General features: G+C 73.0%; 29 protein-coding genes and 1 pseudogene. 14 read left to right on the forward strand and 16 right to left on the reverse strand.

What is annotated here, in order from left to right; genetic code table 11:
- Positions 1 to 136 precede the first annotated feature (136 nt).
- From ACZ4E1_RS22590 to ACZ4E1_RS22605, 4 genes and pseudogenes are all read right to left on the reverse strand, one after another.
- Positions 137 to 865, reverse strand: a complete 729-nt coding sequence (locus ACZ4E1_RS22590; RefSeq protein WP_467541826.1) for a metallophosphoesterase family protein — start codon at positions 863 to 865, stop codon at positions 137 to 139.
- Positions 862 to 1116 carry a hypothetical protein gene (locus tag ACZ4E1_RS22595; protein ID WP_467541828.1) on the reverse strand — a complete coding sequence of 85 codons (255 nt, stop codon included), beginning with the start codon at positions 1114 to 1116 and terminating at the stop codon, positions 862 to 864. Before ACZ4E1_RS22595 ends, ACZ4E1_RS22590 begins: the two co-directional genes overlap by 4 nt.
- A pseudogene (locus tag ACZ4E1_RS22600) lies at positions 1113 to 1811 on the reverse strand (nucleotidyltransferase family protein). The gene ACZ4E1_RS22595 and the pseudogene ACZ4E1_RS22600 overlap by 4 nt, the downstream one beginning before the upstream one ends.
- Entirely contained in the window at positions 1808 to 2341 is a 534-nt protein-coding gene (locus tag ACZ4E1_RS22605) for a DUF5709 domain-containing protein (RefSeq protein WP_467541830.1), read from the reverse strand. The pseudogene ACZ4E1_RS22600 and the gene ACZ4E1_RS22605 overlap by 4 nt, the downstream one beginning before the upstream one ends.
- A gap of 223 nt (positions 2342 to 2564) precedes the next feature.
- Here ACZ4E1_RS22605 and ACZ4E1_RS22610 point away from each other — a divergent pair, with 223 nt between their 5' ends.
- Genes ACZ4E1_RS22610 through ACZ4E1_RS22620 form a run of 3 tightly spaced genes read left to right on the forward strand, consistent with a single transcriptional unit; the run spans position 2565 to position 4134 of the window.
- Entirely contained in the window at positions 2565 to 2735 is a 171-nt protein-coding gene (locus tag ACZ4E1_RS22610; protein WP_467541832.1) for a hypothetical protein, read from the forward strand.
- Positions 2736 to 2789: 54 nt separating this feature from the next.
- Positions 2790 to 2918 carry an LPFR motif small protein gene (locus ACZ4E1_RS22615; protein WP_262928305.1) on the forward strand — a complete coding sequence of 43 codons (129 nt, stop codon included), beginning with the start codon at positions 2790 to 2792 and terminating at the stop codon, positions 2916 to 2918.
- A 31-nt stretch (positions 2919 to 2949) separates the two neighbouring features.
- Positions 2950 to 4134 (forward strand): alcohol dehydrogenase catalytic domain-containing protein, encoded by a 1185-nt coding sequence (locus tag ACZ4E1_RS22620; protein WP_467541834.1) that lies wholly within the window; start codon positions 2950 to 2952, stop codon positions 4132 to 4134.
- Between the two features lie 48 nt (positions 4135 to 4182).
- Here ACZ4E1_RS22620 and ACZ4E1_RS22625 read toward each other — a convergent pair whose 3' ends face one another.
- Both ACZ4E1_RS22625 and ACZ4E1_RS22630 read right to left on the reverse strand, forming a co-directional pair.
- Positions 4183 to 6477, reverse strand: a complete 2295-nt coding sequence (locus ACZ4E1_RS22625) for a molybdopterin oxidoreductase family protein (protein ID WP_467541836.1) — start codon at positions 6475 to 6477, stop codon at positions 4183 to 4185.
- A 46-nt stretch (positions 6478 to 6523) separates the two neighbouring features.
- Positions 6524 to 6718 (reverse strand): hypothetical protein, encoded by a 195-nt coding sequence (locus ACZ4E1_RS22630; RefSeq protein ID WP_467541838.1) that lies wholly within the window; start codon positions 6716 to 6718, stop codon positions 6524 to 6526.
- A gap of 149 nt (positions 6719 to 6867) precedes the next feature.
- On the opposite strand from ACZ4E1_RS22630, the gene ACZ4E1_RS22635 reads away from it, so the two are divergent.
- Entirely contained in the window at positions 6868 to 7062 is a 195-nt protein-coding gene (locus tag ACZ4E1_RS22635) for a hypothetical protein (protein WP_467541840.1), read from the forward strand.
- Positions 7063 to 7101: 39 nt separating this feature from the next.
- Here ACZ4E1_RS22635 and ACZ4E1_RS22640 read toward each other — a convergent pair whose 3' ends face one another.
- Complete coding sequence (locus tag ACZ4E1_RS22640; protein WP_467541842.1) at positions 7102 to 8133, reverse strand: NAD-dependent epimerase/dehydratase family protein; 1032 nt, start codon at positions 8131 to 8133, stop codon at positions 7102 to 7104.
- 152 nt (positions 8134 to 8285) lie between these two features.
- Here ACZ4E1_RS22640 and ACZ4E1_RS22645 point away from each other — a divergent pair, with 152 nt between their 5' ends.
- The gene (locus ACZ4E1_RS22645) at positions 8286 to 8744 is read left to right on the forward strand and encodes an SRPBCC family protein (RefSeq protein WP_467541844.1); all 459 of its coding nucleotides are present in this window, start codon (positions 8286 to 8288) and stop codon (positions 8742 to 8744) included.
- A gap of 12 nt (positions 8745 to 8756) precedes the next feature.
- Here the strand turns inward: ACZ4E1_RS22645 and ACZ4E1_RS22650 are convergent, their stop codons facing one another.
- Both ACZ4E1_RS22650 and ACZ4E1_RS22655 read right to left on the reverse strand, forming a co-directional pair.
- On the reverse strand, positions 8757 to 9434 hold the full coding sequence (locus ACZ4E1_RS22650; RefSeq protein WP_467541846.1) for an AIM24 family protein: 678 nt from the start codon (positions 9432 to 9434) through the stop codon (positions 8757 to 8759).
- Positions 9435 to 9498: 64 nt separating this feature from the next.
- Positions 9499 to 10269: a DUF3472 domain-containing protein gene (locus ACZ4E1_RS22655; protein ID WP_467541848.1), complete on the reverse strand. Its 771-nt coding sequence runs from the start codon at positions 10267 to 10269 to the stop codon at positions 9499 to 9501.
- Positions 10270 to 10495: 226 nt separating this feature from the next.
- On the opposite strand from ACZ4E1_RS22655, the gene ACZ4E1_RS22660 reads away from it, so the two are divergent.
- Together ACZ4E1_RS22660 and ACZ4E1_RS22665 are read left to right on the forward strand one after the other, a co-directional pair.
- A complete protein-coding gene (locus ACZ4E1_RS22660; protein ID WP_467541850.1) occupies positions 10496 to 11053 on the forward strand; it encodes a helix-turn-helix domain-containing protein in 558 nt (185 codons plus the stop codon).
- 1 nt (position 11054) lies between these two features.
- A complete protein-coding gene (locus ACZ4E1_RS22665; RefSeq protein ID WP_467541852.1) occupies positions 11055 to 12251 on the forward strand; it encodes an MFS transporter in 1197 nt (398 codons plus the stop codon).
- 98 nt (positions 12252 to 12349) lie between these two features.
- On the opposite strand, the gene ACZ4E1_RS22670 is transcribed toward ACZ4E1_RS22665, so the two are convergent.
- Together ACZ4E1_RS22670 and ACZ4E1_RS22675 are read right to left on the reverse strand one after the other, a co-directional pair.
- The gene (locus tag ACZ4E1_RS22670; RefSeq protein ID WP_467541855.1) at positions 12350 to 13930 is read right to left on the reverse strand and encodes a multicopper oxidase family protein; all 1581 of its coding nucleotides are present in this window, start codon (positions 13928 to 13930) and stop codon (positions 12350 to 12352) included.
- Positions 13927 to 14379 carry a hypothetical protein gene (locus ACZ4E1_RS22675; protein WP_467541857.1) on the reverse strand — a complete coding sequence of 151 codons (453 nt, stop codon included), beginning with the start codon at positions 14377 to 14379 and terminating at the stop codon, positions 13927 to 13929. Before ACZ4E1_RS22675 ends, ACZ4E1_RS22670 begins: the two co-directional genes overlap by 4 nt.
- Positions 14380 to 14461: 82 nt before the next feature.
- Here ACZ4E1_RS22675 and ACZ4E1_RS22680 point away from each other — a divergent pair, with 82 nt between their 5' ends.
- The gene (locus tag ACZ4E1_RS22680; protein ID WP_467541859.1) at positions 14462 to 14911 is read left to right on the forward strand and encodes a MarR family winged helix-turn-helix transcriptional regulator; all 450 of its coding nucleotides are present in this window, start codon (positions 14462 to 14464) and stop codon (positions 14909 to 14911) included.
- 22 nt (positions 14912 to 14933) lie between these two features.
- On the opposite strand, the gene ACZ4E1_RS22685 is transcribed toward ACZ4E1_RS22680, so the two are convergent.
- Both ACZ4E1_RS22685 and ACZ4E1_RS22690 read right to left on the reverse strand, forming a co-directional pair.
- Positions 14934 to 16097, reverse strand: coding sequence for a methyltransferase (locus ACZ4E1_RS22685; protein ID WP_467541961.1), 1164 nt, complete (start codon positions 16095 to 16097; stop codon positions 14934 to 14936).
- A gap of 487 nt (positions 16098 to 16584) precedes the next feature.
- Positions 16585 to 16875, reverse strand: a complete 291-nt coding sequence (locus ACZ4E1_RS22690) for a tetratricopeptide repeat protein (protein WP_467541963.1) — start codon at positions 16873 to 16875, stop codon at positions 16585 to 16587.
- 113 nt (positions 16876 to 16988) lie between these two features.
- Between ACZ4E1_RS22690 and ACZ4E1_RS22695 the strand changes: the two genes are divergently transcribed.
- Both ACZ4E1_RS22695 and ACZ4E1_RS22700 read left to right on the forward strand, forming a co-directional pair.
- The gene (locus ACZ4E1_RS22695; RefSeq protein ID WP_467541861.1) at positions 16989 to 17849 is read left to right on the forward strand and encodes an N-formylglutamate amidohydrolase; all 861 of its coding nucleotides are present in this window, start codon (positions 16989 to 16991) and stop codon (positions 17847 to 17849) included.
- Entirely contained in the window at positions 17842 to 18360 is a 519-nt protein-coding gene (locus ACZ4E1_RS22700; protein WP_467541863.1) for a flavoprotein, read from the forward strand. Before ACZ4E1_RS22695 ends, ACZ4E1_RS22700 begins: the two co-directional genes overlap by 8 nt.
- On the opposite strand, the gene ACZ4E1_RS22705 is transcribed toward ACZ4E1_RS22700, so the two are convergent.
- Positions 18341 to 19504, reverse strand: a complete 1164-nt coding sequence (locus ACZ4E1_RS22705; protein ID WP_467541865.1) for an alpha-hydroxy-acid oxidizing protein — start codon at positions 19502 to 19504, stop codon at positions 18341 to 18343. The genes ACZ4E1_RS22700 and ACZ4E1_RS22705 overlap by 20 nt on opposite strands.
- Positions 19505 to 19919: 415 nt before the next feature.
- Here ACZ4E1_RS22705 and ACZ4E1_RS22710 point away from each other — a divergent pair, with 415 nt between their 5' ends.
- The 3 genes from ACZ4E1_RS22710 (at position 19920) to ACZ4E1_RS22720 (ending at position 23474) form a co-directional block, all read left to right on the forward strand.
- Positions 19920 to 22124, forward strand: a complete 2205-nt coding sequence (locus tag ACZ4E1_RS22710) for an MMPL family transporter (protein WP_467541868.1) — start codon at positions 19920 to 19922, stop codon at positions 22122 to 22124.
- Positions 22125 to 22263: 139 nt separating this feature from the next.
- A complete protein-coding gene (locus tag ACZ4E1_RS22715; protein ID WP_399127060.1) occupies positions 22264 to 22671 on the forward strand; it encodes a hypothetical protein in 408 nt (135 codons plus the stop codon).
- Between the two features lie 128 nt (positions 22672 to 22799).
- Positions 22800 to 23474: a lysophospholipid acyltransferase family protein gene (locus ACZ4E1_RS22720; protein ID WP_467541965.1), complete on the forward strand. Its 675-nt coding sequence runs from the start codon at positions 22800 to 22802 to the stop codon at positions 23472 to 23474.
- Positions 23475 to 23768: 294 nt separating this feature from the next.
- On the opposite strand, the gene ACZ4E1_RS22725 is transcribed toward ACZ4E1_RS22720, so the two are convergent.
- Together ACZ4E1_RS22725 and ACZ4E1_RS22730 are read right to left on the reverse strand one after the other, a co-directional pair.
- Positions 23769 to 24683, reverse strand: coding sequence for a serine hydrolase (locus ACZ4E1_RS22725; RefSeq protein WP_467541870.1), 915 nt, complete (start codon positions 24681 to 24683; stop codon positions 23769 to 23771).
- On the reverse strand, positions 24680 to 25543 hold the full coding sequence (locus ACZ4E1_RS22730; RefSeq protein WP_467541872.1) for a LysR family transcriptional regulator: 864 nt from the start codon (positions 25541 to 25543) through the stop codon (positions 24680 to 24682). The genes ACZ4E1_RS22725 and ACZ4E1_RS22730 overlap by 4 nt, the downstream gene beginning before the upstream one ends.
- A gap of 135 nt (positions 25544 to 25678) precedes the next feature.
- Here ACZ4E1_RS22730 and bla point away from each other — a divergent pair, with 135 nt between their 5' ends.
- Positions 25679 to 26644: a class A beta-lactamase gene (gene bla, locus ACZ4E1_RS22735; protein ID WP_467541874.1), complete on the forward strand. Its 966-nt coding sequence runs from the start codon at positions 25679 to 25681 to the stop codon at positions 26642 to 26644.
- Positions 26645 to 26770: the final 126 nt, after the last annotated feature.

Raw genomic sequence — 26770 nt, forward strand, 5'->3', positions numbered from 1 at the left:
CATCATGATGGAGGCGCCGCAGCAGCGGCGCCTCCACATGTGTCCCCACACTCCCTCACGGCCGTCCCGTCCGGCCTGCCACCCGAGTGACCCGATGCGGGACGCGTAAACGTCCCGGCCGGCAACAGCGGGCGGATCAGGCCGCGTCGGGGAAGCTGTACACGCTGAAGGCCTTCCGGATCACCGGCTGCGCCACATTGCGTACGGGGACGCCGCCGCCGGTCATCCCGTGCTCCGTGCCCGCGTGCGCATGCCCGTGCACGGCGAGGTCGGCGCCCGCCGTGTCGATGGCCTCCGCCAGCAGATAACTGCCGAGGAACGGATAGATCTCGGGCGGCTCCCCGGCGAGCGTGTCCGGCACCGGTGAGAAGTGCGTGAGCGCGACGCGGACCGCGCAGTCCTGTTCCGCCAACTCCTCCAGCGCGGTGCGCAGTCCCTCGGCGCAGCGGCGGCTGTACCGGATGAACTCCTTCATCAGCGGCTCACCGAACTCGCTGCCGCACCGCCCTGCGAAACCGCCGCCGAACCCCTTGGTCCCGGCGACCCCCACCCGTACGCCGTCCACGTCGACGATCGTCCCCTGCCCCTCCAGGACGTGGACGCCCGCGTCGCGGAGCACGGCGCGGACGGTGTCCGGCCGGTCGTCGTGGTGGTCGTGATTGCCGAGGACGGCGATCACCGGCACCGGGAGCCCCGCGACCTCGCGCGCCACGACCCGGGCCTCCTCCGGTGTGCCGTGCCGGGTGAGATCGCCGGCCAGCAGCAGCAGGTCGGCGTGCTCGGGCAGCGTCTCGTACGCGGGCCGCAGCAGGCCCTGGCTGTCCGGACCCATGTGAATGTCGCCCACCGCTGCGACGCGCGTCATGGCAGCTCTTCCTCCCCGGTCGGCACCGACGCCTCCGTGACCACGATGTCGAAGTGGACGGTGAGGTCGGCCAGTTCCCGGCGCACGGTCTCCATCAGTTCGGCGCGGCAGCGGGCGGTGGGCACGGAGCCGATGACCGTCACCCGCGTTCCACCGGCCTCGATGCGGAGGCCGAGCTCACCCGCCCCGCCCTCCGCGAGATGCTCGTGAAGATGGGCGATGCGGTACTCGATGGTGCCGGGCGACGTCATGGGTGCCTCCCCGGTGCCGACCGCTCCTCCTCGTCCAGGGCGCGGATCCGGGGCGTGATGATCTGCAGACGCTCCAGCAGATAGAGGAACGCGTCGGGCATGGGCGCGTCCCCGCACTCCCGGTCGACCCGCTGCCAGTCGATCTTCTACCGCAGTTGCCGCGCCATCGGCAGCACGGCGCCGAAATCGCAGTAGTGCTCGGAGAACGCGGACAGCAGCGCGCACAGCAGATCGGTCGGCGCCAGCACGGGCATACGGACCGAGTCGAGCGGCAACTCCGTCGCACGGGCCAGCAGTTCCGAGGTCACCGGCTGGTGCGCCAGCTCGAAGATGAGGTCGACGTCCTGGCCGAGACACGTGGCCTTGATGAGCCAGTCCTCGGGCGGTACGTGGACGGTGAGGCCGGCGTTCTCGAGCGTGGCGGCGACCGCCTCGGCGTCGTCGGGCCTGATGCAGAAGTCCACGTCGTGCTGGAGGTTCCCGGCACCGCCGTGCGCGAAGACCGCGACGCTTCCGGCGAGGGCGAAATCATGGCCCTGCTTCTTCAGTACGGAGGCGACTTGTTTGGCCGCCTCCAGAATGGCCTGGTTGAGGTCGGGCGGCAGCTCGGCGGGAGGTCTCACGGGAGTGACCGGCCGCAGCTCCGTCACCGCATCGGACCGGTGGGGCGTGGCGCCCTCCGCGTGCGGAGTCATGTCCGCTCCGTTCGTTCCTCACGGTCGTCCGGGAGCGGCGGCAGGTCCACGTCGTGGATCTCGTGCATCGCCGCCTCCTCGGCGCCGGCCGCGCCGCCGTCGACGCCCCGGTCGGCCGCGACGGACTCCTTCGTGGCATCCGGGTGAGCGCCCTCGTCGGGTGCCACAAGCCGTCCGGACCTGCGGTCACCGGCCTCAGGGTCGACCGGCTCGCCCTCGCCGCCGGGCAGATCGCCGACACCGTCACCCGGGGGCGGCTCCTGCTCGCCGCGCTCCTGCCGCAGCCGTTCGTCGAGCGTCTCGCCCTCGTGCTGCTCGGCCGCCGTCGTGCCCTTCTTGGTGACGCCCAGCGGTTTCTCGGGCGGCGAGTATCCCTCGTCGACCATGTCGTCGTACGTCCGCTCGTCCACCGCGTTCTGCAGATCGAGCGCCGCGGCGTCCTCCTGCTCCTCGTTGCCGCCGGCGGGCTGGTAGGCGTCGTCCGCCCTGCCCTGGCCGTCCGGGTCGGTGCGGTCTTCCTGGTCGCTCATGAGAGACCTCGCGCTGGTAGGGGTGGGACGCGCTGTCCGCCGATCTTTCCCGTGCTGCCCGGAGTGCCCCTGGGGTGCGGGGCGAAACGTCACCGGACGGCGGGCCACGCGCCGCGTTTGACCGTGAGGGCGACGGGGACCCGGCTGCAGGTGAGTGGCGGAACGACGCCACCGACACCCGTTCTGAGGGTGGGACGCAGGATCCGGAAGGGGATGGAAAGCCGTGGCCGCGCAAGTCAGAGAAGCCGCGATCACCGAGCGACCGGAGACGGGCTGGGCCAAGGCACGGCGGCTCCGCAAGAGCGCGATCCGCACGTGCGTCCAGGCGACGGCGATCATCGAAGGACCGCCGAAGCGCGAACGCGAACCGAACATCGTCCGGGGCGAGGACTGACCGCCAGCTTCATCGTGGTCACCCCCCACAGCACACCAGGCGGAGGAGCTCGCCATGCTGAAAGCCATCGCCGACGTCCTCCGGGCGATCGGCGGCGCCATCGCCACCGTCGTCACCCTGCCCTTCCGTGCCGTCGCCCGCCTCTTCGGCGGTGCGTCCGACACCGCCCACGGCAGGCACTGAGCAGGGACAGCGACCGAGACGGAGGAGCCCCATGCGCGCACTGACCTGGCACGGCAAACGGGACGTGCGAGTGGAGCACGTGAAGGACCCGGTGCCCCAGGAACCGGACGACATCCTCGTCCGCACCACGTCGACCGGCCTGTGCGGATCCGACCTCCACGTCTACGAAGTCCTCGGGCCCTACCTGGATCCCGGCGACATCCTCGGACACGAACCCATGGGCGTCGTCGAGGACATCGGCGCGGACGTGACGGAGCTCGCCGTGGGTGACCGGGTCGTGGTGCCGTTCAACATCTCGTGCGGGCACTGCCACATGTGCGGACTCGGGCTGCACTCCCAGTGCGAGACGACGCAGGTGAAGGAGCGTGGCACGGGAGCCGCGCTCTTCGGCTACACCAAGCTCTACGGTCAGGTCCCGGGCGGACAGGCCGAGTTCCTGCGCGTCCCGTTCGGCAACGACCTGCCCGTCAAGGTCCCGCACGGCCCGCCGGACGACCGGTACGTCTTCCTCTCCGACGTCCTGCCGACGGCCTGGCAGGCGGTCGCGTACGCGGACATCCCGCCCGGCGGCAGCGTCACCGTGCTCGGCCTGGGCCCCATCGGCGCGATGGCCGCGCGCATCGCCCTGCACCGGGGCGCCGGCCTCGTCGTGGGCGTCGACCTGGTGGACGCGAGGCTCGCCCGGGCCCGGCAGGACGGCGCCACCGTCCTCGACCTGCGCGAACACGGCAAGGACATCGGGCGGGCCGTCCGCGACCTCACCGACGGGCGCGGCACCGACGCGGTGATCGACGCCGTCGGCATGGAGGCGCACGGCGGCCCGGTCCCGAAGGCGGCCCAATGGGGCGTGAACCTGCTCCCCGACGCCCTGGCCGCACGCGTCATGGAACGCGCCGGCGTCGACCGCCTCAGCGCCCTGTACGCCGCCGTCGACATCGTCCGCCGGGGCGGCACGATCTCGGTCTCCGGCGTGTACGGCGGAGCGGCGGACCCGCTGCCGATGCTGACCATGTTCGACAAGCAGATCCAGTTGCGCATGGGGCAGGCGAACGTGAAGCGCTGGGTCGGGGACATCCTGCCGCTGCTCACCGACGAGGACCCGCTCGGGGTGGACACGTTCGCCACGCACCACATGCCGCTGGAGGACGGACCCCGCGCGTACGAGATGTTCCAGGCCAAGACCGACGGCATGGTGAAGACCCTGTTCCGGCCGTGACCGTGACCACGTGATCGCGGCCCGTGGGGCGACCGCCGCCTCGTGACGTCAACTGGGCGGCTGGGCGCCGGAGGAGGCCTCGGCGGCGGGGCCGCCCGTGGTGGGCGGGACGTTCTCGGGGGCGGCGGCGTCCTCGGGCGCGCCGCCCATGTCCCAATAGCCGTAGTGGAACGGCAGGAAGACCACGCCGTCGCGCAGGCCGGTGACCCGCAGCGCGGCGCGGACCGACCCGCGCGGCGTGGAGACGTCCACCAAGTCGCCTTCCGCCAGGCCGCGTTCGTCGGCGTCGCGGCGGCTCATCTCCACCCACACGTCGCGTGCGGCCGCGTTCAGCTGCGGGACGCGACCCGTCTTCGTCCGGGTGTGGAAGTGATAGAGCGTGCGACCCGTGGTGAGTTGCAGCGGATGCTCGGCGGTCGTGTCCTCGCCCGGGGGCGTGTGGTCGGCGGCCCGCAGCAGTGCCTTGCCGAGCGGGTTGCGCGCCCGGTACGTCGCGGGGTCGACCGGATCGCCGGTCGCCAGGTCCTTGCCGTACGTCTCGCAGACGTCGGGAGCGGCCCAGGGGAATCCGGCCGTGTGCAGACGCTCGGTGCCGGGGGACGACGCATCGGGGCAGGGCCACTGGATTCCGTCGCCGTCGCGCAGCCGGGCGTAGGTGAGCCCGCTGTAGTCGCACGGGCGGCCCGCGCTGCACCGCTTCCACGCCTCGAACGCCGACTCCGCGTCGTGCCAGCCGACCAGCGGTGCGCCGTCGAGGTCGGTGAAGCCCATGCGCTGCGCGTAGTCGAGGAAGATGTCCAGGTCGGGGCGGGCCTCACCGGGCGGTTCGATCGCCTTCTCCGACAGGTGCACCGTCCGGTCCGCGTTCGTGAACGTGCCGCGCTTCTCCGCCCACGTCGCGGCCGGCAGCACCACGTCGGCCAGGTGCGCCGTCTCGGTCAGGAACAGGTCCTGCACCACCGTGAAGAGCGAGTCCCGGCCGAGAATCGCGCGGACGCGCTCCAGTTCGGGCAGTGACACCGCGGGATTCGTGCCGCTGATCCACAGCATCCGCAGCGATCCCTCCTCGGCCTCGCGGAACATCCGCATCGCGTGCGTGGGCGGGCCGTCGTGCGGGATGCGCTCCGGGGCCACGTTCCAGACGCGGGCGAGGTCGGCCACGTGCCGGGGGTTCTGCCAGTTCCGGAAGCCGGGCAGGTCGCCGTCGGCGCCGCACTCCCGGGTGTTCTGGGCGGTCGGCTGCCCGTTCATCTGCAGGACGCCGGCACCGGGGCGGCCGAGCATGCCGCGCAGCAGGTGCAGGTTGTTGACCTGGACGGCGGCGGCCGTGGCCTGGTGGGACTGGTAGACGCCCTGGAGGACGGTGGACAGCAGCCGCTCGGCGCCGCCGACCAGCTCCGCGGCCTCCTGGATCGCGGCGGCGGGCAGATCGCAGATCCTGGCGGCCCAGCGCGGGGTGCACTTCTCGACGCGGGCGGCCAGCTCCTCGTAGCCGATGGTGTGCCGCTCGACGAAGACGCGGTCGACGCGGCCGGTGCGGATCGGCTCGTGCAGGAGGGCGTTGAGGAGCGCGACGTTCGTGCCGAGCCGCGGGGCCAGGTGTACGGTGGCGCGCCGGGCCACCGGCGTGGGCCGGGGGTCCACGCACAGGAGGCGGGGCGGGGTGGGCCCCTCCAGCCGGTCGAGCATACGCATCCACAGAACGGGCTGGGACTCGGCGACGTTGTGCCCGAACAGTGCGATCACATCGGCGTGGTCGACGTCCGTGTACGAGCCCGGCTGGCCGTCGCAGCCGAAGGACTGCTTGAGCGACTCGGCCGCCGTCGCCGTGCACAGGCGGGTGTTGCCGTCGAGGTGGGGGGTGCCGACACCGGCCCGGGCCAGTACCGCGAGCGTGTAGTACTCCTCCAGGAACAGTTGCCCCGAGGTGTAGAAGCCGACGGCGCGGGGGCCCTGCCGCTCCAGCAGCTCCTTCGAGCGCCGGACGATCAGGCTCATGGCCCGGTCCCAGTCGCAGTCGACGAGGCGGCCGTGCTCGCGCACCAGGGGCCGGGTCAGCCGGTCGCGGGAGGCGTTCGCCTGCCAGCCGAACAGGTCCTTCGGCCCGAGGCGGCCGTGGTTGACCCGGTCGGACGCGCGGCCCCGCACGCCGACGATCTCGCCCCGCGCCACGGCGATGTCCATCGCGTCGCCGTTGGAATGCAGCAGGGACGCGGAGGGCACCCACCGCTCCACGTCCTCCTCACGCGTGCCGGGGGCCAGATACCGGTCGGTCCGGTAGGGCCACGGGGTGCCGGCGGTGTACGGGGTCCGCGGACCCCAGGGGTGTGCGATCCGGTCCACGAAGGGCTCCTCGGCTCGGCGGCGTGCGCGGCTTGCTCCCGGCGGTTCAGTCCTTCCGGGCGGATTCCTGCGCCTTGTCGTCGGGCGTGAGTGCGTCCGCCGCCTCGCCGTCGTCCTTCCGGGCGAGGAGGAACTCCTTGAGCCCTTCCTCGGCGCCCCCGTCGGCCGGTGCCGTGTCCTTGCGGGCGTCGTCGCGGTCGTCACCGTCGTCGCGGGGTGCGCGTGCGCGTTCCTTCGTCATGCGGTCCTCCGGAGGGAGCCGAAGTCGGTCAGGGCAGGAAGCGGGTACCCACATTTCTCCGGCCGCAGCACGGAGTTTGCGCAGTTCGGACCCGGGAACCTGGCCGGGGCGACAACCGATGTGGACGGGACACGAAAGGAGCCGCCGACATGTCGAATCCGCAGCAGCCGGAACAGCGCCGCAGCGCGAAGGGTGCCGCGACGCCGCAGGACAGTGCCGAACTCAAGGCGCGGCAGGCCCGCACCCGGGAGCGCGGGAAGGCGCACGGGACGGATGTCGAGGGGAGCAAGGGCGGCGGGCCCGGTGGCGGGACCCCGCCCGAGGAGCTCCCCGACCACCCTTGAGCCCGCCCACCGGCCGCGCACGCCGTGCGGCCCGGGCCCTCAGGTGCCGAAGACGCTTCCCCGCAGCGGGGCCGTCGGCTCGCCCGCGCCGGTGCGCATGCCGTGCAGCAGTTCGTCGACCGCCGCGAGCGCCGTCTTGCGCGGCTGCCAGCCCAGGACGGCGCGGGCGCGCGAGCAGTCCATGAGCGGCAGGCGCAGGACCGCGTTGAACAACTGAGGCGACGACGGCAGCAGCCGCAGCCCGTACGCGGCGGCCAGCGCCGAGCGGGCGAGCGGCCGGGGGAGCCGTACCGGACGCGCGTCGAACTTGAGGCCCAGAACGTGCGCGTCCAGCACCGGATCGGCCGCCAGGTTGAAGGGGCCCCGCGCGGTGCCCAGCGTGGCGGTGACGAAGGCGCGGGCCGCGTCCTCGGTGTGCAGCGTCTGGACGCGCAGCCCCGCGATGTCCGGCAGGAACGGCAGCAGATCGGGGCGGCCCAGGAACCCCGGCACGAAGCGCCCCGCGAACAGCCTCCGCTGCTCACTGGCCGACCCTTCCTTGAACATGAACGCCGGCCGCATCCGCACCACCCGGACCTCCCGGTGAGCCTGTTCGAAGGCGTCCAGCGCCCGCTCGAGATAGGCCTTCTCCCGGCAGTACGCGGCTTCGGGCCAGCCGTGCGTGGGCCACGACTCGTCGACGGCCCGGTCCTCGGGACCGGGGGAGTAGGCGCCCACGGACGACGCGTGGACCAGCGCGGGGACACGGGCCGCCGCGACGGCGTGCAGCACGCGCACGCTCCCGAGTACGTTCGTCCGCCAGGTGAGGAACGGGTCCCTGGCGGGTTGCATGCGCCACGCCAGGTGCACCACGGCATCGACGCCCTGGAACAAGCGGTCCACTTCGTCGCCCTCGGCCTCGGCGAGATCCACGGCCGCCCAGTCCGTCTTCGCCGGCGTCCGCTCGGGAACGCGGCGGGCGATCCCGAGGATCGAGCCGACGCGTGGGTCCTCGCCCAACTGCCGCACCACGCTGGTTCCGAGATTCCCGGTCGCCCCCGTGACCGCGATGCGCAGGCCGTCGCCGTTCATGACGTGTCCCCTCGGTGGTCGTCCGTCGCGGGTCTTCCGCCACGGGAGTGCCGGGTACCCCGCGGGGAGCGGCCCAGTGCCCCGGCGGCGGTTGCAGGACGCGGTCCGCGGCCGGAGGCTGGATCTGGAGTCCGGGAAGGAGCGTGAGGGCCGTGGCCCGTAATCGTCGGCTGATTCTCAGTTCACCCGCCGAGGTCTGGGGGTTGTTGAGCGACGGCTACCGGTACGGGGAATGGGTGACCGGAACGCAGCGGGTGCTCGGTGCCGATCCGGACTGGCCCGAGGTGGGCGCCGCACTGAAGGTACGGGTCGGCGTGGGGCCGCTGACGCTCGACGACACCAGCACGGTCCGCATCTGCGAGCCGCAGCGCCGGCTCGAGCTGGAGGCGAAGGCCGACCCCTTCGGCGCCGCACGGATCGCCATGCGGCTGATCCCCTGGGGCGAGCACACCCTGCTCGAACTCGACTGGCATCCGCTGCGCGGCCCCGGCACCCGTATGCACGGCCTCCCGGTGGACTACCTGGTGAAGGTGCGCAACGGCATGATGCTCACCAAGCTCGCCGAGATCGCGGTCCGGGAACACCGCCACCGGACCCCGGCCCGCACGTAGCGGAACGTCCGCTCAGTGCTGCTGCGGCTTCTGTGGCGTCGACTCGCTCGGGCGGACCACGACGAAGCCCTCACCCTCCAGTTTCAGCTGGACGGCCTCGCCGGAGCCGCCCCGGATCATCGAGCCGATCGACTGCGAACGGTGCAGCGACGTGCGCAGCTGCGCGGTCCAGCCGACGACCGCGTCCGTGTCGACGAACACCGGCTGCTGCGGCGAGACCGGCAGCACGAGCGGATTGCCCTCGCAGATCAGACCGAGCCGGCCCTGGCCGGTGAACACGCTGTTGAACAGGCCGCCGCCGGTGACGCCCGCGCCCTTCACCGTCTTGATCTCGTAGGACAGGGTGGAGTCGAAGCACAGGACGTTGCGCCCGTTGACCGTGAAGACGTCGCCGGGCTCGATGTCCACCACGAAGACGTTCTGCGCCTCCTGCGCGAACCAGGCCTCGCCCTGGCCGCGCACCTTCATCAGCGCCAGGCCCTCGCCGGTGACGGCCCGCTTGAGCATGCCGCCCACGCCCTGGCCCTTGCGCTCGAACTGCAGGTTCCCCCGATAGGCGATCATCGCCCCCTGCCGCGCCAGCATCTCGCCGTCGACCACGTACCGGATCGACTTGGCGTTCTCGACGGTCATGCCCGGCGCGACAGCGGGCTGCACCATGAACTCACTCGCGAAAAGATCACCCTTCATAGGGGCATCGTCGCCCGGAGGGATTCGTTCCGACAAGCCTCGTCCCGGTGCGCGGTGATGAGGGTCAACCGCCCGTGTACTGATTCCCGGTGACGGTGACGCTCCGGCCCGCCCCGGTGTCCGTGGACGTGCTGCTCAGGCAGCTGCCGGAGGACGGATCGGTGACCGTCGGCAGGCCGCCCGTGTAGGTGGCGCCGCCCTCGACGCCCTGCGGCTTGCCGTACGTCACGGTCACCTTCTGCGCGCAACCCGCCGTCAGATACGGCTCGATGAAGCCGGAGTCCGACGCCCTGAAGCGGCCCGAGGCCACGGGCAGCCGGAAGCTGCCGATGTGCGCGACCTGCGCCCCGGTGGACGTGTTCACCACGTCGCCGGTCATCAGCTGCGTGCTCCCGTCGTCCCCGGCCCGCTTCAGGACGAGGCTGTACATCGTGCCCTTGGTGTACGGGAAGCGGACCGCGCAGCTGACGCCCGCTCCGCCGTCGGCCCCGTACTGGCAGTGACTGTCGGTCGTGGTGGCGTTCGCGTTGAACGAGCTGAAGATGGCCTGGAGTTGGGAGCGCCCGCTGCTGTCCACGGGCTTGGGCTGGAACCCGGCGTACGGGCGCGTGCCGCTCTCCAGCGTCGTGTAGTACGCGAAGTAGAGGCCGGAGGCGTCCGGCGCGGCGTCGACCGACATCGGCAGGCGCAGTTCGGTGACGGGTGTCGGTGCGCCCGAGGACCAGCGGACGGTGGGGGTCGAGGCCCAGCTCTGACCGGCGGAGCCCAGAATGAGCAGTGCGGCGGCGCCGAGGGTGACGAGCACCCGGCGTGTGCGTGGGGTGGGAGGTCTCATGGGCGGAAGGATGTAAGCGGTTGCTGTGAACTGGCAAGAGGGGGCGGGGAGTTACTGCTTTTTACTATGGCCGGACGGGGGCGATGTCCCTGCCGGCCGTAGTAAACGCTCACCGTGGTGAGCGTTCCTCGGCGGGAAGGCGGTCGCACCGCGAAGACCTCTTCCCGGCGAGTTCTTCGCGAACAAGTCTTCCGGAAGAACTCTTCTGCTTCTACGCTCAGGCGCCATGACCGACGACGACGTCACGCTCGACACTCAGGCCCTGCGGGTCCTCGCCCACCCGACGCGGATCGCCCTCCTCGACCGGCTGCGCCGCGAAGGCCCGTCCACCGCACGGCAGTTGGCCCGCCACTTCGAGCTGGACCCGGGCGCCGCCAGCTACCATCTGCGGCGCCTCGCCGCCGGCGGGCTCATCGAGGAGGACACCGGGCGCGGCACCCGGCGCGACCGCTGGTGGCGCGCCCTGCACCCCGCCTCGCAGCACGACCCGGCGGAGCGCGGCGGGCCCGACGGGCGCGCCTACACGCAGGCGGTGGCACTGGCCGCCGCCGAGACGCTGCGCCGTGCGGCCGCCCGTACGGTGCCCGCCCTGCCCGAGGCCTGGTTCGCCGTCTCCGCCTTCAGCGACTTCTCGGTCCAGGTCACGCCGGGCGAACTCGCGGCTCTCAAGGACGAGTTGTACGCCGTCGTCGACCGGTACCGGCAGCGGGAGCCCAGCCCCGGCGCGGAGTCCGCCGTCGTCCAGTTCCAGGCGTTCCCCGCACATCCGGACGCGGGGACGTGACGTGACCGCCACCGCGCACGGCACGCACGTCCGCCGGGACCGCGACGTCCTGCGCTGGCTCGGCGCGTACACCAGCTCGGTCACCGGCGATGTCGCCTACTTCACGGCCCTGACCTGGGCGGTCGCCGAAGCCGCCGGACCGGCCCGCGCCGGGCTCGTGCTCGCGGCCGGCGCCGTGCCGCGGGCCCTCCTGATGCTCGGCGGCGGCGTGCTCGCCGACCGGTTCGGGCCCCGCGGCGTCCTGATCGGCAGTGACCTGGTGCGCTGCCTGACCGTCCTGGGCGCCGCGGCCGTGACCTACGCCCGGGGTCCCGAACTCGTCCCGCTGTGCGTGCTCGCCGTCTGCTTCGGTATCGCCGACGCCCTGTTCCTGCCCGCCGTCGGAGCGCTGCCCGCCCGGCTGACCACCCGCGACCGACTCACCCGGGTCCAGGGACTGCGCTCGCTCGCCGTGCGCCTCGCCAACACCGTCGGCCCGCTCGGCGCCGCCGCGGCCCTCACCGCGGGCGGGGCGTCCGGCGCGTTCGCCGCCGTCGGCATCCTGTTCGCCGTCTCGCTCGTCCTTCTGGTCGCGCTCCGGGTGCGCGGCCCGAGCCCGCCCGCATGCGAACGAATCTCGATGCGGGCCCAACTCCTCGACGGGATCCGGTACGTGCGCGGCCACCCCGCGCTCCTGCGCCTCGTCGCCGTCATCGGCCTCGGCGAGATGTGCTTCAGCGGCCCCGTCGGCACCGCCCTCGTCCTGCTCACCGGCGAGCGCGGCTGGAGCCCCGGCACGCTGTCCCTGCTGCTGGGCGCGTTCAGCGCGGCCGGCGCGGCGGCGGGCATCGCGTTGAGCGCCGTACGAGGAGTGCCCGCACCCCGCGTCGTGCTCGCCGGCTCCCTGCTGCTCACCGCCGCACTCGTCTCGTCGCTCGGCCTGACCGGGCCGGCCCCCGGCGCCGCCGTCGCCCTGTGCGCCGCGCTCGGCGCCGCGAGCGGGATCCCGATGGTCCTCGGGCACGCCCTGCTCCAGCAGGCCACCGACCCCGCCTACCTCGGCCGCGTCGCCTCCGTCACCTCCCTGTGCACGCTCGGGCTCAGCCCGCTCCTGTTTCCCCTCGCGGGCCTGGTCTCCGAGGCCTGGGGCGCCGGTGTGTTCCTGGCCGGCTGCGGCGGCGTGTGCCTGCTCGCGGCGGGCCTCGCCTGCGTCAAGTAGCCACAATCCGCCGCGGGTTGCTGCCGCAGACGTTCTTCGCCGGGGCCGGGCGCCGTCACGCATCGATGACGGCGCCCGGCCTTGCCGCCGCTCATCGCTCACCGCTCGGTGACGAACTCCGCCATCATCGCCATGTCCTCGTGCTCGAGGTTGTGGCAGTGCAGCAGGAACCGGCCCGCGTAGTCGGTGAAGCGGACCGCGACCTCGACGCCCTGGGCGGGCAGGACGTCGACGGTGTCCTTCCAGCCCGCGTCGAACCTCCCGGGGGCGGCCCCGTTGCGGCTGACCACCTGGAACGGGTCCAGGTGTACGTGGACCGGGTGGTGGAAGTCGGTGACGAACCGCCAGATCTCCACCTTCCCGAGCTTCGGCGCGGCCAGGGAACGGCCGGGCCGGTAGTCCTGGCCGTTGATCGTCCAGTTCTTCTCCGACTTCTGGAAGACGAAGGTCCGCGTGGCCACCGCCTTGGCCGGATCCAGCTTCGCGACCTCGGCCAGTCTGCCGCGGGGCGCCCGGGAGTCGTCCCGCACCCGGGCGGTGCCGATGTCGAAGCGCATGACCTCGGCCGTCCCGCCGCTGCCGAGCCGGTTGACCAGCCGCACCCGGCTGCCGGCCGGGTAGCGGGCGAAGTCGACCACCACGTCGAAGCGTTCGGCCGGAGCCAGTTCGACGGCGTCGTGCGCGACCGGGCGCTCCAGCAGGCCGCCGTCGGAGCCGATCTGCACCAGCCCGCCGCCGCCCGGCGGTTGCGGGTCCAGCTCCAGCCGGTAGCGGCGCGCGTTGGAGGCGTTGAGAAGGCGCAGCCGGTGGCGAGCGCGCTCCACCGGAGCGACCGGCCAGGGGGCGCCGTTGACCAGGATGACGTCGCCCAGCACGCCGTTCATGTAGGTGTCCTGGACGCCGGGTTCGGAACCGTGCGCGCCCGGCGCGGGGTAGGCGAAGGAGCCGTCGGCGGCGAACGCGCGGTCCGCGATCATCAGGGGCAGCTCCCGCGGGCCCCGCGGCAGGCCGAGCGCCTCCTCCTCGTCGTCACGGACCAGGTGGAAGCCGGCCAGCCCCCGGTACACGTGCGGACCGGTGAAGCCCATCGTGTGGTCGTGGTACCAGAGCGTCGCGGCCCGCTGGTTCATCGGGTAGTCGTAGACGCGCTCGGGCCGGAGCGTCGGCCGGCCCATGCCCGGCATCCCGTGCGTCCCGCCCGCGTGGTGCCCGGCGGCGCCGAGCGGGGCGATCTGGTCCGTCGGATAACCGTCGGAGGACTGCGGCGTGTGGCCGCCGTGCAGGTGCACGACGGTCGGGCGCGGCAGTTCGTTGCGGTGGGTGACCACCGTCCGGCGTCCCGAGCGCGACTCGATCGTCGGGCCGGGGAACAGGCCCTCGTAGCCCCAGACCGCGGTGTCGTGGCCGGGCACCAGCCGGGCCAGGCCCGGACGCGCGGTGATCTCGTAATGGTCGGTGGTGCCGTCGGTGCGGGTCGGCCGGAGCACGGGCGGGACCGGCAGCCGTGTCGCGTACCGCTCGGGCAGCGGGACCTTGCTGCGCAGCAGGAGGCCGGGCTGTCCGGCAGGGATCAGCGCGCCGAGCGCGGGCAGGCCGACGGCGACGCCTCCGGCGCCGAGCAGGCCCGCGGTGCCCACGCCGAGGAACCTGCGCCGGCTCCAGACGTTCGCGTCGCTCATGCCTGGGCCCCGGCCGGTTCGGTGGACGCGGCTGCTTCGGCGTCGTGCGCGGAGGCGGGCTCGGCCGCGGACTTGTGGCGGAAGACATCGACGGCGAACTTCTCGGCCATCACGAAGATGCCGACACCGAGCGGGATGTGCAGGATCAGCACGCGGCTGTACCCGAGGCTGATCTGCGCCACGCACAGGACGAGCAGGATCGCGTAGCGAACGGCGAACGCGGCGGGCCCACCGCCGAGGCGCCACACCAGCAACGCGGCCGCGATGGCGAGCAGGACGGCCGTCCCCAGGATCATCGCGGCCATCTCGTGCGCGTCGAGCAGCGTGTAGAACCCCTGCAGGAACCCCCCGGCCAGGAACGGCTGTGTCAGTGCCAGCAGAGCGACGAGCGCGGCGGTGATCCGCAGCGTGACCAACGGCCAACGCGGGCGGACAGGTTGGAGCGACATGGCGTACCCCCCCAGAGCGAATGTCGTGTCTGGAGAGACAGTCTCATATGAGACTGTCTTGCACACCCCTATACTGGATTCGATGAACGAGACCCCCGCCCCGCAGCAGCCGTCCCTGGGCCTGGCCCTTCGTCACGCCCATCTCCGGGCGGCGCGCCGCTTCTCGCAGGAGCTGGCGCCGCTGGAGCTGGAGAACCACCACGCCGGGATCCTCCTGCACATCTGCCTGCTCGGCATGCAGACGCAGCGCCAACTCGTGGACAGCATGGGCGTGGACAAGTCGATGATGGTCCGCACGCTGGACATCCTGGAGGCGCGCGGCCTGGTGCGCCGCGAAGCGCACCCGACGGACCGCCGGGCCCACGCCATCGTCGTGACGGACGCGGGTCGGGCGATGTACGACCAGGTCGCGGCGGCGGTCGCGCGTACGGAGGAGCGGGTGACCGCGTGCTTCACGCCCGAGGAGCGGGACCTGTTCCACTCGATGATCGTGCGCTTCGCCTACGCGTCCGACGACGAGCCGGCCGGCTGACGCCGCGTCCGGCTCGGTGAGGTCAGGCGCGGCCCTTGCGCGGGGCGCGCTTCGTCGCCTTGAGGACCACGAACTTCGGGTCGCTCGCCACGAGTTCACTGCCGCCGAACAGGCGGCGCAGCTTCACGTGGTAGCCGAGGTGGCGGTTGCCGACCACCCACAGCTCGCCGCCGGGGGCGAGCGCCTCGCGGGCCTGCGCGAACATGCGCAGCGCCGTCGCGTCGGTCGTCGCCTGGTGCGAGTGGAACGGCGGATTGTTCAGGACGAGGTCCACGCTGCCCTCGGGCACGCCGGCGAGCCCGTCGCCCACCCGGAACTCGGCCGAACCCGGCCGGTCCGCCGCGTTCAGCGCGTACGTCGCCTCCGCGGAGGCGCGGGCCTGGTGCGACTCGTCCGTGAACAGCACCTCCGCGTCGGGGTGCGTGAGCGCCGCCGCCGTGCCCACCACGCCGTTGCCGCAGCCCAGGTCGACGATGCGGCGGGCCGCGGTGCCCGCGGGGAGGTGCTTCAGGAAGAACCGGGTGCCGATGTCGAGGCGGTCCGCGCAGAACACACCGGCGTGGTTCTCCACCGTGCGGCCCGCGAGGACTCCGATGTCGCCCGGGAGTTCGTAGCGGTACGGCCACGGGTTCGGGCCCGGCTCCGAGGAGAGGTCCGGAGTCGTGAAGATCAGCCGTGCCTTCTGCTCGGCGAGCGAGGTGCGGGTCGGGCCGATGATCCGCTCGAACAGCTGGAGGGTCGAGGTGTGGATCTCCTTGACCATGCCGGTGCCGACCACGACGGTCCCGGCGTGCAGCGCGGGGCGTAGCCGGTGCAGCTGGTCCTCCAGGAGCGCGAGGCTCTTGGGGACCCGGACGAGCAGCACGTCGATCCGCTCCGGCGGGGCGTCCTGCGTCGTGAGCAGGCGGGTGCCGGCGCGGGTGTGCCGGTGCAGGTTCTCCCGCGCGGCGCACTCGCCCAGGTACGAGTCCGTGATCAGGGCCGGAGCGCAGCCCGGGGCGCCGGACAGGGCCGTACCGAGGGCGCCCCAGCGGTCGCCGAGCACGACCACGGAGCCCGACAGATCGGTGCCCGCGGCGGCGAGGTGCCGGAGCAGATACGCGTCGGCGGCGTCCCAGGCGCGGAGTCGGTCGCGGGGGTCCACGGGGTAGCGGGTGAGATTCAGGTCGCCCCAGGGGCTGGGCAGTGCGGGGGTGGGCTGATCGGTGCGGTTCATCGTCCGGCAAGGCTAACGGAGGCGCTCCGCTGGGGGTGCGGTGGCTGATCGGTCCGGAGCGCTTCGGCTCCGCCGGGGGTCCGTGGTCGTGGTCCGGTTTCCCGTCTCGTCGTGGATGGTCGCGCAGTTCCCCGCGCCCCTGACGGGGCCCGCCCCTCGCCTCGTGATCAGCCCTCGCCCGTCTGCCGCTGGGCCCGTGTCCGGGTACGTACTCGGTCGGGTCGACCTAGCCTTGGGCAGTCTGCCGCCTGGGGCGGCACGGGTGGGCAAGGCGGCACCCAGGTGCCGGGTGCGTGATTCGGTCGGCTTCCGCTACTGCGTCGCCGCCGTAGTGGCTGAGCGCCGTCGCCGAGTGCTGCGCCGTCGTGGCTGGTCGCGCAGTTCCCCGCGCCCCTGGAGGCACACTTCGTGCGCCCAGGGGGCCTGGTGGTCGCGTCCCCGCCGGTGAGGCGGCGCGTCAGGATTCCGGGAAGTCGCCCGCGAGGGCCGACGCCATCTTCAGGTGGGGGGACGCCTCGGTGTCGCGGCCCTGGCGCTCCAGGGTGCGGCCCAGCATCAGGCGGGCGTAGTGGTCGACCGGGTCGCGCTCGACGATCGTGCGCAGCTCCGTCTCGGCGCGGCGCAGCTGGGCCGAGTGGTAGTAGGAACGGGCCAGCAGGAGACGCGGTCCGGTCTGCTCCGGGACCTCCTCGACCAGTCCGTCGAGGATCTTCGCCGCGGTCGTGTACTCCTTCGCGTCGAAGAACATCTGCGCACGCTCCCACCGCTCCGCGGCCGATCCGTGCTCGTAGTACTTCTGCTCCACTGTTTCCTCCTTGCCTGACCGCCTCAACCAGGCCCCGGCCGGGCATATTCCCCGGCATGGCAATCATGGACACCTCAGTACCCGACGGTTGCGGGCCCGCGTTCCGGCTGGTCCCCGGCAGCCCGCAGTCGCCGGTCATCCTGCACGTACCGCACGGCTCCCGCACCGTCCCGCCCCAGGTCAGGAGGGGCCTGCTGCTCGATGACGCGCAGCTGGAGCGGGAGTTGGACCTCATCACGGACGCGCACACGGCGACCCTCGCCGAGCGGGCGGCGGGCTCGACCCGGGCCCCCGCCCCGTGGATGCTCGTCAACGAACGCTCACGCCTCGTCGTCGACCCCGAACGGTTCCCCGACGAGCGAGAGGAGATGCGCGCCGTCGGCATGGGCGCCGTCTACACCCGCACGACGCACCGCGCACCCTTGCGCCCCGACCCGCCCGCCGACGAGGCGGCGCTCCTCGACACCTACTTCACCCCCTACGCCGAGGCGATGACCCGCGCCGTGGACGACCGGCTCGCCGCGACCGGCCGCGCCGTGATCGTCGACGTCCACTCCTACCCGAGCCGCGCCCTGCCGTACGAACTCCACGGCACGGACCCGCGCCCGCCGGTGTGCCTCGGCACGGACCCGTTCCACACGCCCGCCGCCCTGACCGACCTGGCCCGCAAGGCCTTCGCCCCGCTGGGCGAGAGCGCGCTCGACACCCCGTTCGCCGGCGTCTACGTCCCCCTGCGCCACTACCGCACCGACCCGAGGGTGAGCGCCCTGATGCTGGAGCTGCGCCGGGACACGTATCTCGACGAACCCGTCACCCCGCACGACGGCCTGGACCTGGCCGCCGCCGCGCTCGCCGCCTTCGTCGCAGACGCAACAGAGATCGGAACAGAGATCACGGAGGGGGAGGGGCGTGGCTGAGGCGAACGCGCCCTTCCTCTACGTGGTCGTGTGCGCGGCCGGGGCCGCCGACGGGGTCGGGGGACTCATCGGCGCCGCACAGGACCGCGGCTGGGAGGTCGGCGTCATCGCGACGCCCACCGCCCTCGGCAGCGAGTTCTTCGACGTGGACGACGTAGTGACCCGCACCGGGCGCCCGGTCCGCTCCGAGTGGCGCACCCCGGCCGACCCGCGTCAGTTCCCGCCCGCCGACGCGATGGTCGTCGTCCCCGCGACCTTCAACACCGTCAACAAGTGGGCGGGAGGCATCGCGGACACCCTCGCCGTGGCGACGCTCTGCGAGGCGTACGGGGCGGGCGTCCCCGTCCTCGCCCTGCCCAGCGTGAACGGCCCGCTGGCGAAGCACCCCGCGTACGGGGCGAGCGTGCGACGGCTGCGCGACATGGGCGTGCGGTTCGCCGAGGGCGACTTCGGCTGGGACGCGGCCCGCGCCGCCCTCGCGCGGCTCCCCGTCAGGCGCGCGGAACGGTGACGAGTGACTCCGGGGTGAGATCGGCGAGCGTCGGATAGCCGTCCACGGCCATCGTCAGATCGGCCTCCGCGAGCAGCGACCGCAGGACGTGCACGAGCCCGTCCTCGCCGCCGACGGCCAGCCCGTACGCGTACGGGCGGCCGACGCCCACCGCGGTCGCGCCCAGCGCCAGCGCCTTGACCACGTCCGCGCCCGAGCGCACCCCGGAGTCGAAGAGCACCGGCAGCCCGTCGGCCGCCTCGACCACACCGGGCAGCGCGTCGAGCGCGGGCAGCCCGCCGTTGGCCTGGCGGCCGCCGTGGTTGGAGCAGTAGATGCCGTCGACGCCGCCGTCCTTGGCCCGCCGCACGTCCTCGGGGTGGCACAGGCCCTTGAGGATCAGCGGCAGATCGGTGAGGGAGCGCAGCCAGGGCAGGTCGTCCCACGTGAGGGGGTTGCCGAAGACACCGGCCCAAGTGCCGACGACGTCGTCCGTGGCCGTCGACGGCTGAAGCTCCCTGAAGCGCGGGTCGGAGGTGTAGTTGGCCAGGCAATGGCCGCGCAACTGCGGGAAGTTGGAGGTCGACAGGTCGCGGGGGCGCCAGCCGGTGGCCCAGGTGTCCAGGGTGACGACGATGCCCTTGAAGCCGGCGGCCTCGGCCCGCCGCACGAGATTCTCGGCGAGCTCCCGGTCGGTGGGCGTGTAGAGCTGGAAGAAGCCCGGGGTGTCGCCGAACTCCGCCGCCACGTCCTCCATGGGGTCGACCGACAGAGTGGACGCCACCATCGGCACCCCGGTGCGGGCCGCCGCCCGCGCCGTCGCCAGATCCCCGTGCCCGTCCTGGGCGCACAGGCCGATCACGCCGACCGGCGCCATGAACAGCGGCGACTCCAGGCGCAGCCCGAACAGGTCCACCGACAGGTCGCGCCGCGCGGCGCCCACCAGCATGCGGGGCATCAGCCCGTACCGCTCGAAGGCCCGGACATTGGCCCGCTGGGTGTGCTCGTCGCCGGCGCCACCGGCCACGTAGGACCAGATCGAGGCAGGCATCGCGGCCTGCGCCCGCTGCTCCAGGGAGGCCCAGTCCATGGGCAGCGTGGGTGTCACCCCGCGCAGCCCGTTCAGATAGATCTCGAACTGGTAGTCACCGAACTGCGGGCTCATCGTCCACCTTTGCGAAGTCGGCACGTCTGTGGGGTCGGCACGTCTGTGGGGTCGGCGCGTCTGTGGGGTCGGCACGTCTGAAGTTGACGCCGGATCCGAGTACGGGCGCGACGGGCCCAATCTGCCAGGACGACCCGGCCCCGGCCAAGAGGCCTACACCCACGGGAGCAGTCGAGGAGACCGTGACCGATTCGGGGGGTCTACACGTATCCACCACGACTCCTCCCCTGGGATGACACACCCCACCGGCATCTACGCCGAGCGCGGGCTCGGACTCCGACCCGCAGGCTGACGGATCGGGCCCGGGCAGCGGTGACGATGGAAACACGATCCTGCCGACCACTCTGACGTGCACCGACGCACCGTCGGACGGTCGATCCTGCCTCTTCCATCCCCGACGGGAGTCCCTTTCGCCGTGGCTACCTTCCTGTACAAACTGGGGCGGCTGTCCTTCCGACGCCGCCGTTACGTCGCCCTCCTGTGGGTGCTGCTGCTCGGCGGGATCGGCTTCGCCTCGTCGGCCGCGCCCGCACCGCCCGCCGACACGTTCTCCATGCCGGGGACCGAGTCGCAGAAGGCCTTCGACCTGCTGGAGGAGAAGTTCCCGGCCGCGAGCGCGGAGGGCGCGACGGCTCGCGTCGTGATCCGCGCCCCGCAGGGCGAGAAGCTCACCGATCCCGCGCAGAAGACCGAGGTCGAGCAGCTGGTCAAGGCGCTCGGCGCCGGCCCGCAGGTCGCCTCCGTCGCCGACCCCTTCAAGGCGAACGCCGTCAGCAAGGACGGCACGACCGCCTACGCGTCCGTCTCCTACAAGGTCCCCGGGACCGAGCTGACCGACGCCGCGCACGACGCCCTGACCAAGGCCACCGACGAGGCGCGCGCCGACGGATTCACCGTCGAGTCCGGCGGTGACGCCGTGCAGGCCGAGCAGGAGATGGGCGGCAGCGCCGAGATGATCGGCATCGCCGTCTCCGCCGTCGTCCTCCTGATCACCTTCGGCTCGCTCGTCGCCGCCGGCATGCCGCTGCTCACCGCGATCATCGGGGTCGGCATCGGCGTCTCCGGCATCGCCGCGCTCGGCAGCGTCCTCAACCTCTCCGGCACCACGTCCACCCTCGCGATGATGATCGGCCTCGCGGTCGGCATCGACTACGCCCTGTTCATCGTCTCCCGGTACCGGGCCGAGCTCGCCGAGGGCCGCAAGGGCGAGGAGGCCGCGGGCCGCGCCGTCGGCACGGCCGGCTCCGCCGTCGTGTTCGCCGGACTCACCGTCATCGTCGCCCTCGCGGGCCTGTCCGTCGTCAACATCCCGATCCTCACCAAGATGGGCCTGGCCGCGGCCGCCACCGTCGCGATCGCCGTCCTCATCGCCCTCACCATGATCCCCGCGTTGCTCGGCTTCGCCGGCCGCAAGGTGCTGCGCCGCAAGGACCGCAAGGCGCCCGCGCAGGCCCCGGGCGAGGGCAAGCCGAATCTGGGCACCCGCTGGTCCCGGTTCGTCCTGCGCCGCCCGCTCTCCGTCCTCCTCGTCGCCGTCCTCGGTCTCGGCGCGATCGCCGTCCCGGCCGCGAGCCTCGAACTCGGCCTGCCCGACGAGGGCTCCTCGGCGCCGGACAGCACCCAGCGCAAGGCGTACGACATGCTGTCCGAGTCCTTCGGCGCCGGATTCAACGGACCGCTGATGGTGACCGTCGACGGCAGCGACGCGGCCGCCGCGGCGAAGACCGTCAGGACCTCGCTCGGCAAGGTCGAAGGCGTCGCCGCCGTCACCCCGGCCCAGGTCAACGAGGCGGGCGACACCGCCATCCTCACCGTCGTCCCGACCACGGGCCCCAGCGACCACGCCACCGAGGAACTCGTCAGGACGATCCGCGCGGACGCGGGGGACTGGTCGGCGGACACCTCCTCCGAGGTGCTCGTCACCGGACAGACCGCCATGACGATCGACTTCTCGCAGACCCTCGACGACGCCCTCGTCCCGTACCTGCTGCTCGTCGTCGGCCTGGCGTTCCTGCTCCTGATGCTCGTGTTCCGCTCGGTCCTGGTCCCGCTGAAGGCGGCGCTCGGCTTCCTGCTCTCGGTGGCGGCGGCGCTCGGCGCGGTCGTCGCGGTCTTCCAGTGGGGCTGGCTCGCGGACATCGTGGGCGTCGACCAGCCCGGCCCGATCATGTCGATGATGCCCATCTTCATGATCGGCGTGGTCTTCGGTCTCGCCATGGACTACGAGGTGTTCCTCGTGACCCGGATGCGGGAGGCGTACGTCCACGGGGCGCGGCCCGGGCAGGCAGTCGTGACCGGATTCCGGCACGGCGGGCGGGTCGTCGGCGCCGCCGCGATCATCATGATCAGCGTCTTCTCCGGCTTCATCCTGGAGAACGACGACATGATCAAGATGATGGGCTTCGGCCTCGCCGTGGCCGTCCTGTTCGACGCGTTCGTCGTCCGCATGGCGATCGTGCCCGCGGTCATGGCGCTGCTCGGTCGGTCCGCGTGGTGGCTCCCCAAGTGGCTCGACCGGCTGCTGCCGAACGTCGACGTCGAAGGCGAGAAGCTGCACCGGGACCTGGCCGCGGCCGAACCCGCCGCACAGGAGCGGGAGTTCGAATCCGTGCGTGGCTGACACGCGAGGGAAGCCCGCACATTCACGCCAACGAGTGAATTGGTGAATGGATGTCCGTCAGCTCCCCCTGGACTGCGCTGTGCTGGACCGAGAGCGCTCGGGACGGTATCGGGGCGACCGGGGATTTCAGGGGGAGCGTATGCGGGTCTTCGTGCTGTGCGCATGGCTGGTGACGGCGGCGCTCGGGAGCTATCTCGCCACCGTGTGGGTGCGCAACGGGGGGTTGCGCCAGCGCACGCCGGGGGTGACCCGGCTGCCGCTCTGGCTCGTGCTCGGGCACGTCGTGCTCGCGGTCGGCGGGCTCGTCGCGTGGGGGGTGTTCCTGATAGGCGACGCGCGCAGCTCGGCCTGGGCCGCCTGCGCCGTCGTCCTGGTCGTCGCCGCGCTCGGGTTCACGATGCTGCTGCGCTGGCTGCCCAGTTCCGGGCGGCACTCCCAGGCGGGCACCGCCGAGCGGCACTTTCCGCTCGCCGCGGTCGTCGCGCACGGCATGAGCGCGGGAGCGACCGTGCTGCTCGTCGCCATGGTGGTGGTCCGGCGTATGTGACCCGGGCGGATCTGCTGGGTGGACGGGTGCCGGGGTGAGTAGGCGGGTTGAGTACGAGGGCTCAGGCCGCCGGGGTTGCGGGGGTCGGACGATGGGGGTCGACCAGCCCGATGACCTGGGGAGACCTCATGCTCAGCCGCCTCGCCGATGTTCTGGTGCCCGCCGCCGGACGGTTGACCGTGAGCGCCGACGACGACGCCGCGTTCGTCCCCGGCAGCATCTTCGTCGCGAACCACACCTCGACCGCCGACCCCGCGGTCGTCCTCGCCGCCCTGCACCGGCTCGGCGCGGAGCCCGCCGTGATGGCCGCCGCGGGGCTGTGGCGGATACCGGTGCTCGGGGGCGCCCTCACCCGCGAGGGCCACATTCCGGTGCATCGCGCCGACGCCCGCGCGGGCCGCTCGCTCGATCTCGCCGCCGAGGCCCTGGACAGCGGGCGTTCCGTCCTCATCTACGCCGAGGGCGGGCTGCCGCGGCGCCGCGACGCGGGGGAGGCGGAACCCGGCGCGTTCCGCAGCGGCCTGGCGCGTCTCGCCGAACGCACCGGCGCGCCCGTCGTCCCGCTGGGGCAGGCCGGCTCCCGGCGCCTCGTCTCGGGCAGCGCCGCCAAGCAACTCGCGGGCCTCGCCACGGCGCCGCTCCGCCGCCCCGCCCTCCACGTCCACGCCGGCCCCGCCCTTCGCCTGACCGGCGGCGATCGGGTGACCCGCACGGAGCGGGCCCGGAAGGCGGTGATCGCGGCGTGGCGGGTGGCGGTGGGGCGGCTCGAATCGGCGGGGCGGGGTGGGTGTGGTGCGGGGTGACGGGGTGACGGGGTGCGGCGCGGTTGCCGGGTGCCGCGGTACATCGCCGTAGGGGTTGAGGATCGTCGCCGGGTGCCGCCCGGTGGGGCTTCTCGCGCAGTTCCCCGCGCCCCTGAAGGGCACACTTCGTGCGCCCCCAGGGGCAGGCTGGTCGCGCCCCGCGACGGAGTCGCTGATCGGACACCGGCCCCGCGTCCCGCACCAGTCGGCCGCCCCCGGTGCCGGGCGGGATGTGGCAGCCCCGCGCGCTAGCCCGGCGGGGGCGTCATCCGGTAGCCCCGCGCAGCGGTCCCGTCAGACGCCCTCCGCGGAGCGCAGGGCCTCCACCGCCAAGCGTGCCGCCGCTCCGATCACCGCGTCCGCCCGGGGCAGGACGCTGTCGGCCCGCGCCGCCTGCGTGAAGATCACGGCCGTGTACGCGCTGCCGTCGGCGAGCTCGACGACGCCGGCCTCGTGGCGCAGGGAGCCGAGTGTGCCGGTCTTGCCCGCCACCCGTACGCCGTCGTACGGGAATCCGGAGGCGAGCCGGTGGTGCCAGGCCTGGCGGGCCATCACCTCGCGCATGAACGCGCAGCGTTCCGGCGACGCCGCGCGGTCCGTCCAGATCGCGTGCAGCAGGCGAGCGATGTCGGCGGGCGTGGAGGACGACTTGCGGGCCGGCTCGTAGACGTCCTCGGGGACCGTCGCGTCGTTGCTGGACAGGCGCCGCATCGCCGCGCTCAGCGACCCGGCGCCGGTCTCCTCCACCAGCCGGGCCCACGTGTTGGTGACGCCGCCGCGCACCTGGGTGTCGGGCAGCCCCAGTTCGCCGCAGACCTCGTCGACGACGGCCGGGCCCACCGCGCGGAGCACCGCGTCGGCCGCCGTGTTGTCGGACACCGTCATCATCATCACCACGAGGTCGCGCAGCGACATGGACACGGGGTCGCGGAGGAGCGAGAGCCCCGTCGGCCCGGGCACGCGCCGCGCCGGGTCCAGGGTCACCCGCTCCGCCGGATCGAGCGTGCCCGCGTCGGCGAGCCGGCAGAACGCCACCATCAGCGGCACCTTGTAGACGGAGGCGATCGGCATCCGCTCGTCGGGGTCGAGCGTCACGGCCGCCTCGGGCCGCCGCAGGTCCGCCACGTGCAGCCGGCCCCGCACCCCCGCGTCCGCGAACAACTCCCGCAGCGCGCGCGTCACCTCGCCGTGCCGGCGCCCCGCGCTCACAGCGCCGCCTCCCGCGCGAGCGCGTCCACGAGCAGCCGCGCCGTGACAGCCGTCTCCTCGGCCGCCGGTCCGCGCGGATCCCACACCACCCGCAAGCGCAGTGGCAGCGCCGGATCGTCGGCCGGACGCCGCGCCACACCCGTCGCGGCGAGCGTCCGGTCGGCGGTGACCAGGACGGCCTGCCCGGCGGCGACGAGGGCGAGCCCCGCCCGCTCGTCCGAGATCACGACCGTCTCCACCGCACGGCCCCGGCTGGCCAGCGTGTCGACGAACAGGTCGTACGCGGCCGGCGCCTCCTCACGAGGCCGCACCGCGAAGGGCAGCCGCAGCGCCGACCCGCCCCGCGGCGCGTCGGGGGAGAGCACCCAGGTCGGCGCCAGCACCACCTCGCCCGCCGCCAGACCGTCGAGCACCGCCGGATGCCGGACGACGGCGACGTCCAGTCGGCCCGCGGAGAGGTCGGACAGGAGCGTCGTCGTGGGCGCGGTCGACACGGCGAGCCGGGGCCGCTCCCCGCCCCGGTGGGGCGCCGCGGCCACCGCCGCCGCGAGGGAGGCCGGCACCTCGGGCGCGAACCCGAGCCGCAGCCGCCGCCCGTCGGCCTGCTCCCGGGCCCCGATCTCCCGCAGCCGTGCCAGCGCCGCGAGCGCCCGCCGGGCGTGCGGCAGCAGCAGCGCGCCCTCGTCGGTGAGCACGACACCCCGGTCGCGGTCGAACAGCCGCACCCCGAGCAGCGCCTCAAGCCGGCGGAGCCCCTGCGACAGCGGCGGCTGCGTGATCCCCACCCGCTGGGCCGCGGCACCGAAATGCTCCTCCTCGGCGAGCGCGACGAAGATCTCCAGATGCCGTTCCGTCAGCATTCCACTCCTGTGGCGTGCGGCGATATGAGTAGTGAATCGATCCGAGGGCGACAGCGTATTCGACATGGGCGTCCGGCGGCGGGTTGACTCCACGGGGTCCGGCCCCCGCACCGCACGACCCAGAGGAGACCGACCTTGGAGCCCACCGTCACGTCCCCCTCCCGCCGCGCGATCCTCGCCCTCGGCGCGGGCACGGCCCTCGCGGCCACTCTCACCGCGAGCGGCGCCGCCTCGGCCACCGTCCCCGTCACGAAGACGACCACGAAGACGGTGACGACCCCGCCCGGCTCCGCCGTCACCGGCCGGCTGCGCGCCCTGGAACGTCAGTACGCGGCCCGGCTCGGCGTCTACGCCCACGACCTCGGCACGGGTCGCACCGTCCGCCACCGGGCCGGCGAACGCTTCCCCGTCTGCTCCGTGTTCAAGGGCATCGCGGTGGGCGCCGTCCTGCGCGACCTCGACCACGACGGCACCTACCTCGCCCGGCGCCTGCACTACACGCAGGACGACGTCGACAAGGCGGGCCACACACCGGTCACCGGCCGGCCCGAGAACGTCGCGGGCGGCCTCACCGTGGCGCAGCTGTGCGCCGCCGCCGTCAGCGAGAGCGACAACGCCGCCGCCAACCTGCTGCTGCGCGAGCTCGGCGGCCCCACCGCCGTCACCCGCTTCTGCCGTTCGATCGGGGACGACATCACCCGCCTTGACCGCTGGGAGCCCCAGCTCAACTCCGCCGAACCCTGGCGCCGTACGGACATCACGACCCCGCACGCTGCCGGCCTCACGTACGCGCGGCTCGTCGTCGGCAAGGCCCTCGCGCCGGGGGACCGTGACCTCCTCACCGGCTGGCTCGTCGCCAACACGACCAACAAGGCCCGCTTCCGCGCGGGTCTGCCCGCCGACTGGGTGCTCGCGGACAAGACGGGCGGCGGCTCGGACTACGGCGTCGCCAACGACGTGGGCGTCGTCCGGCCGCCCGGCCGCGCGCCGATCGTCCTGTCCGTCCTGTCCACGACGTACGCCCCCGAAGGCCCCTCGCAGAACCAGCTGGTCGCCGACGCCGCCCGCATCGTGGCCGAGCATCTCGTGCCCGGCGCCTGACCTCCGCTCCGACGACGGGCCGTCGCGCGCGCGTTCGGCCCGTACGGAACGGTGGTGAACATCGCCCGTCCACGCGTGAAGCTGCCGTCGAGACGCCCCTGCCGAGACGTTTCTCCGCCTAGAGTG

Source organism: Streptomyces sp. NPDC025806 (assembly GCF_055558275.1).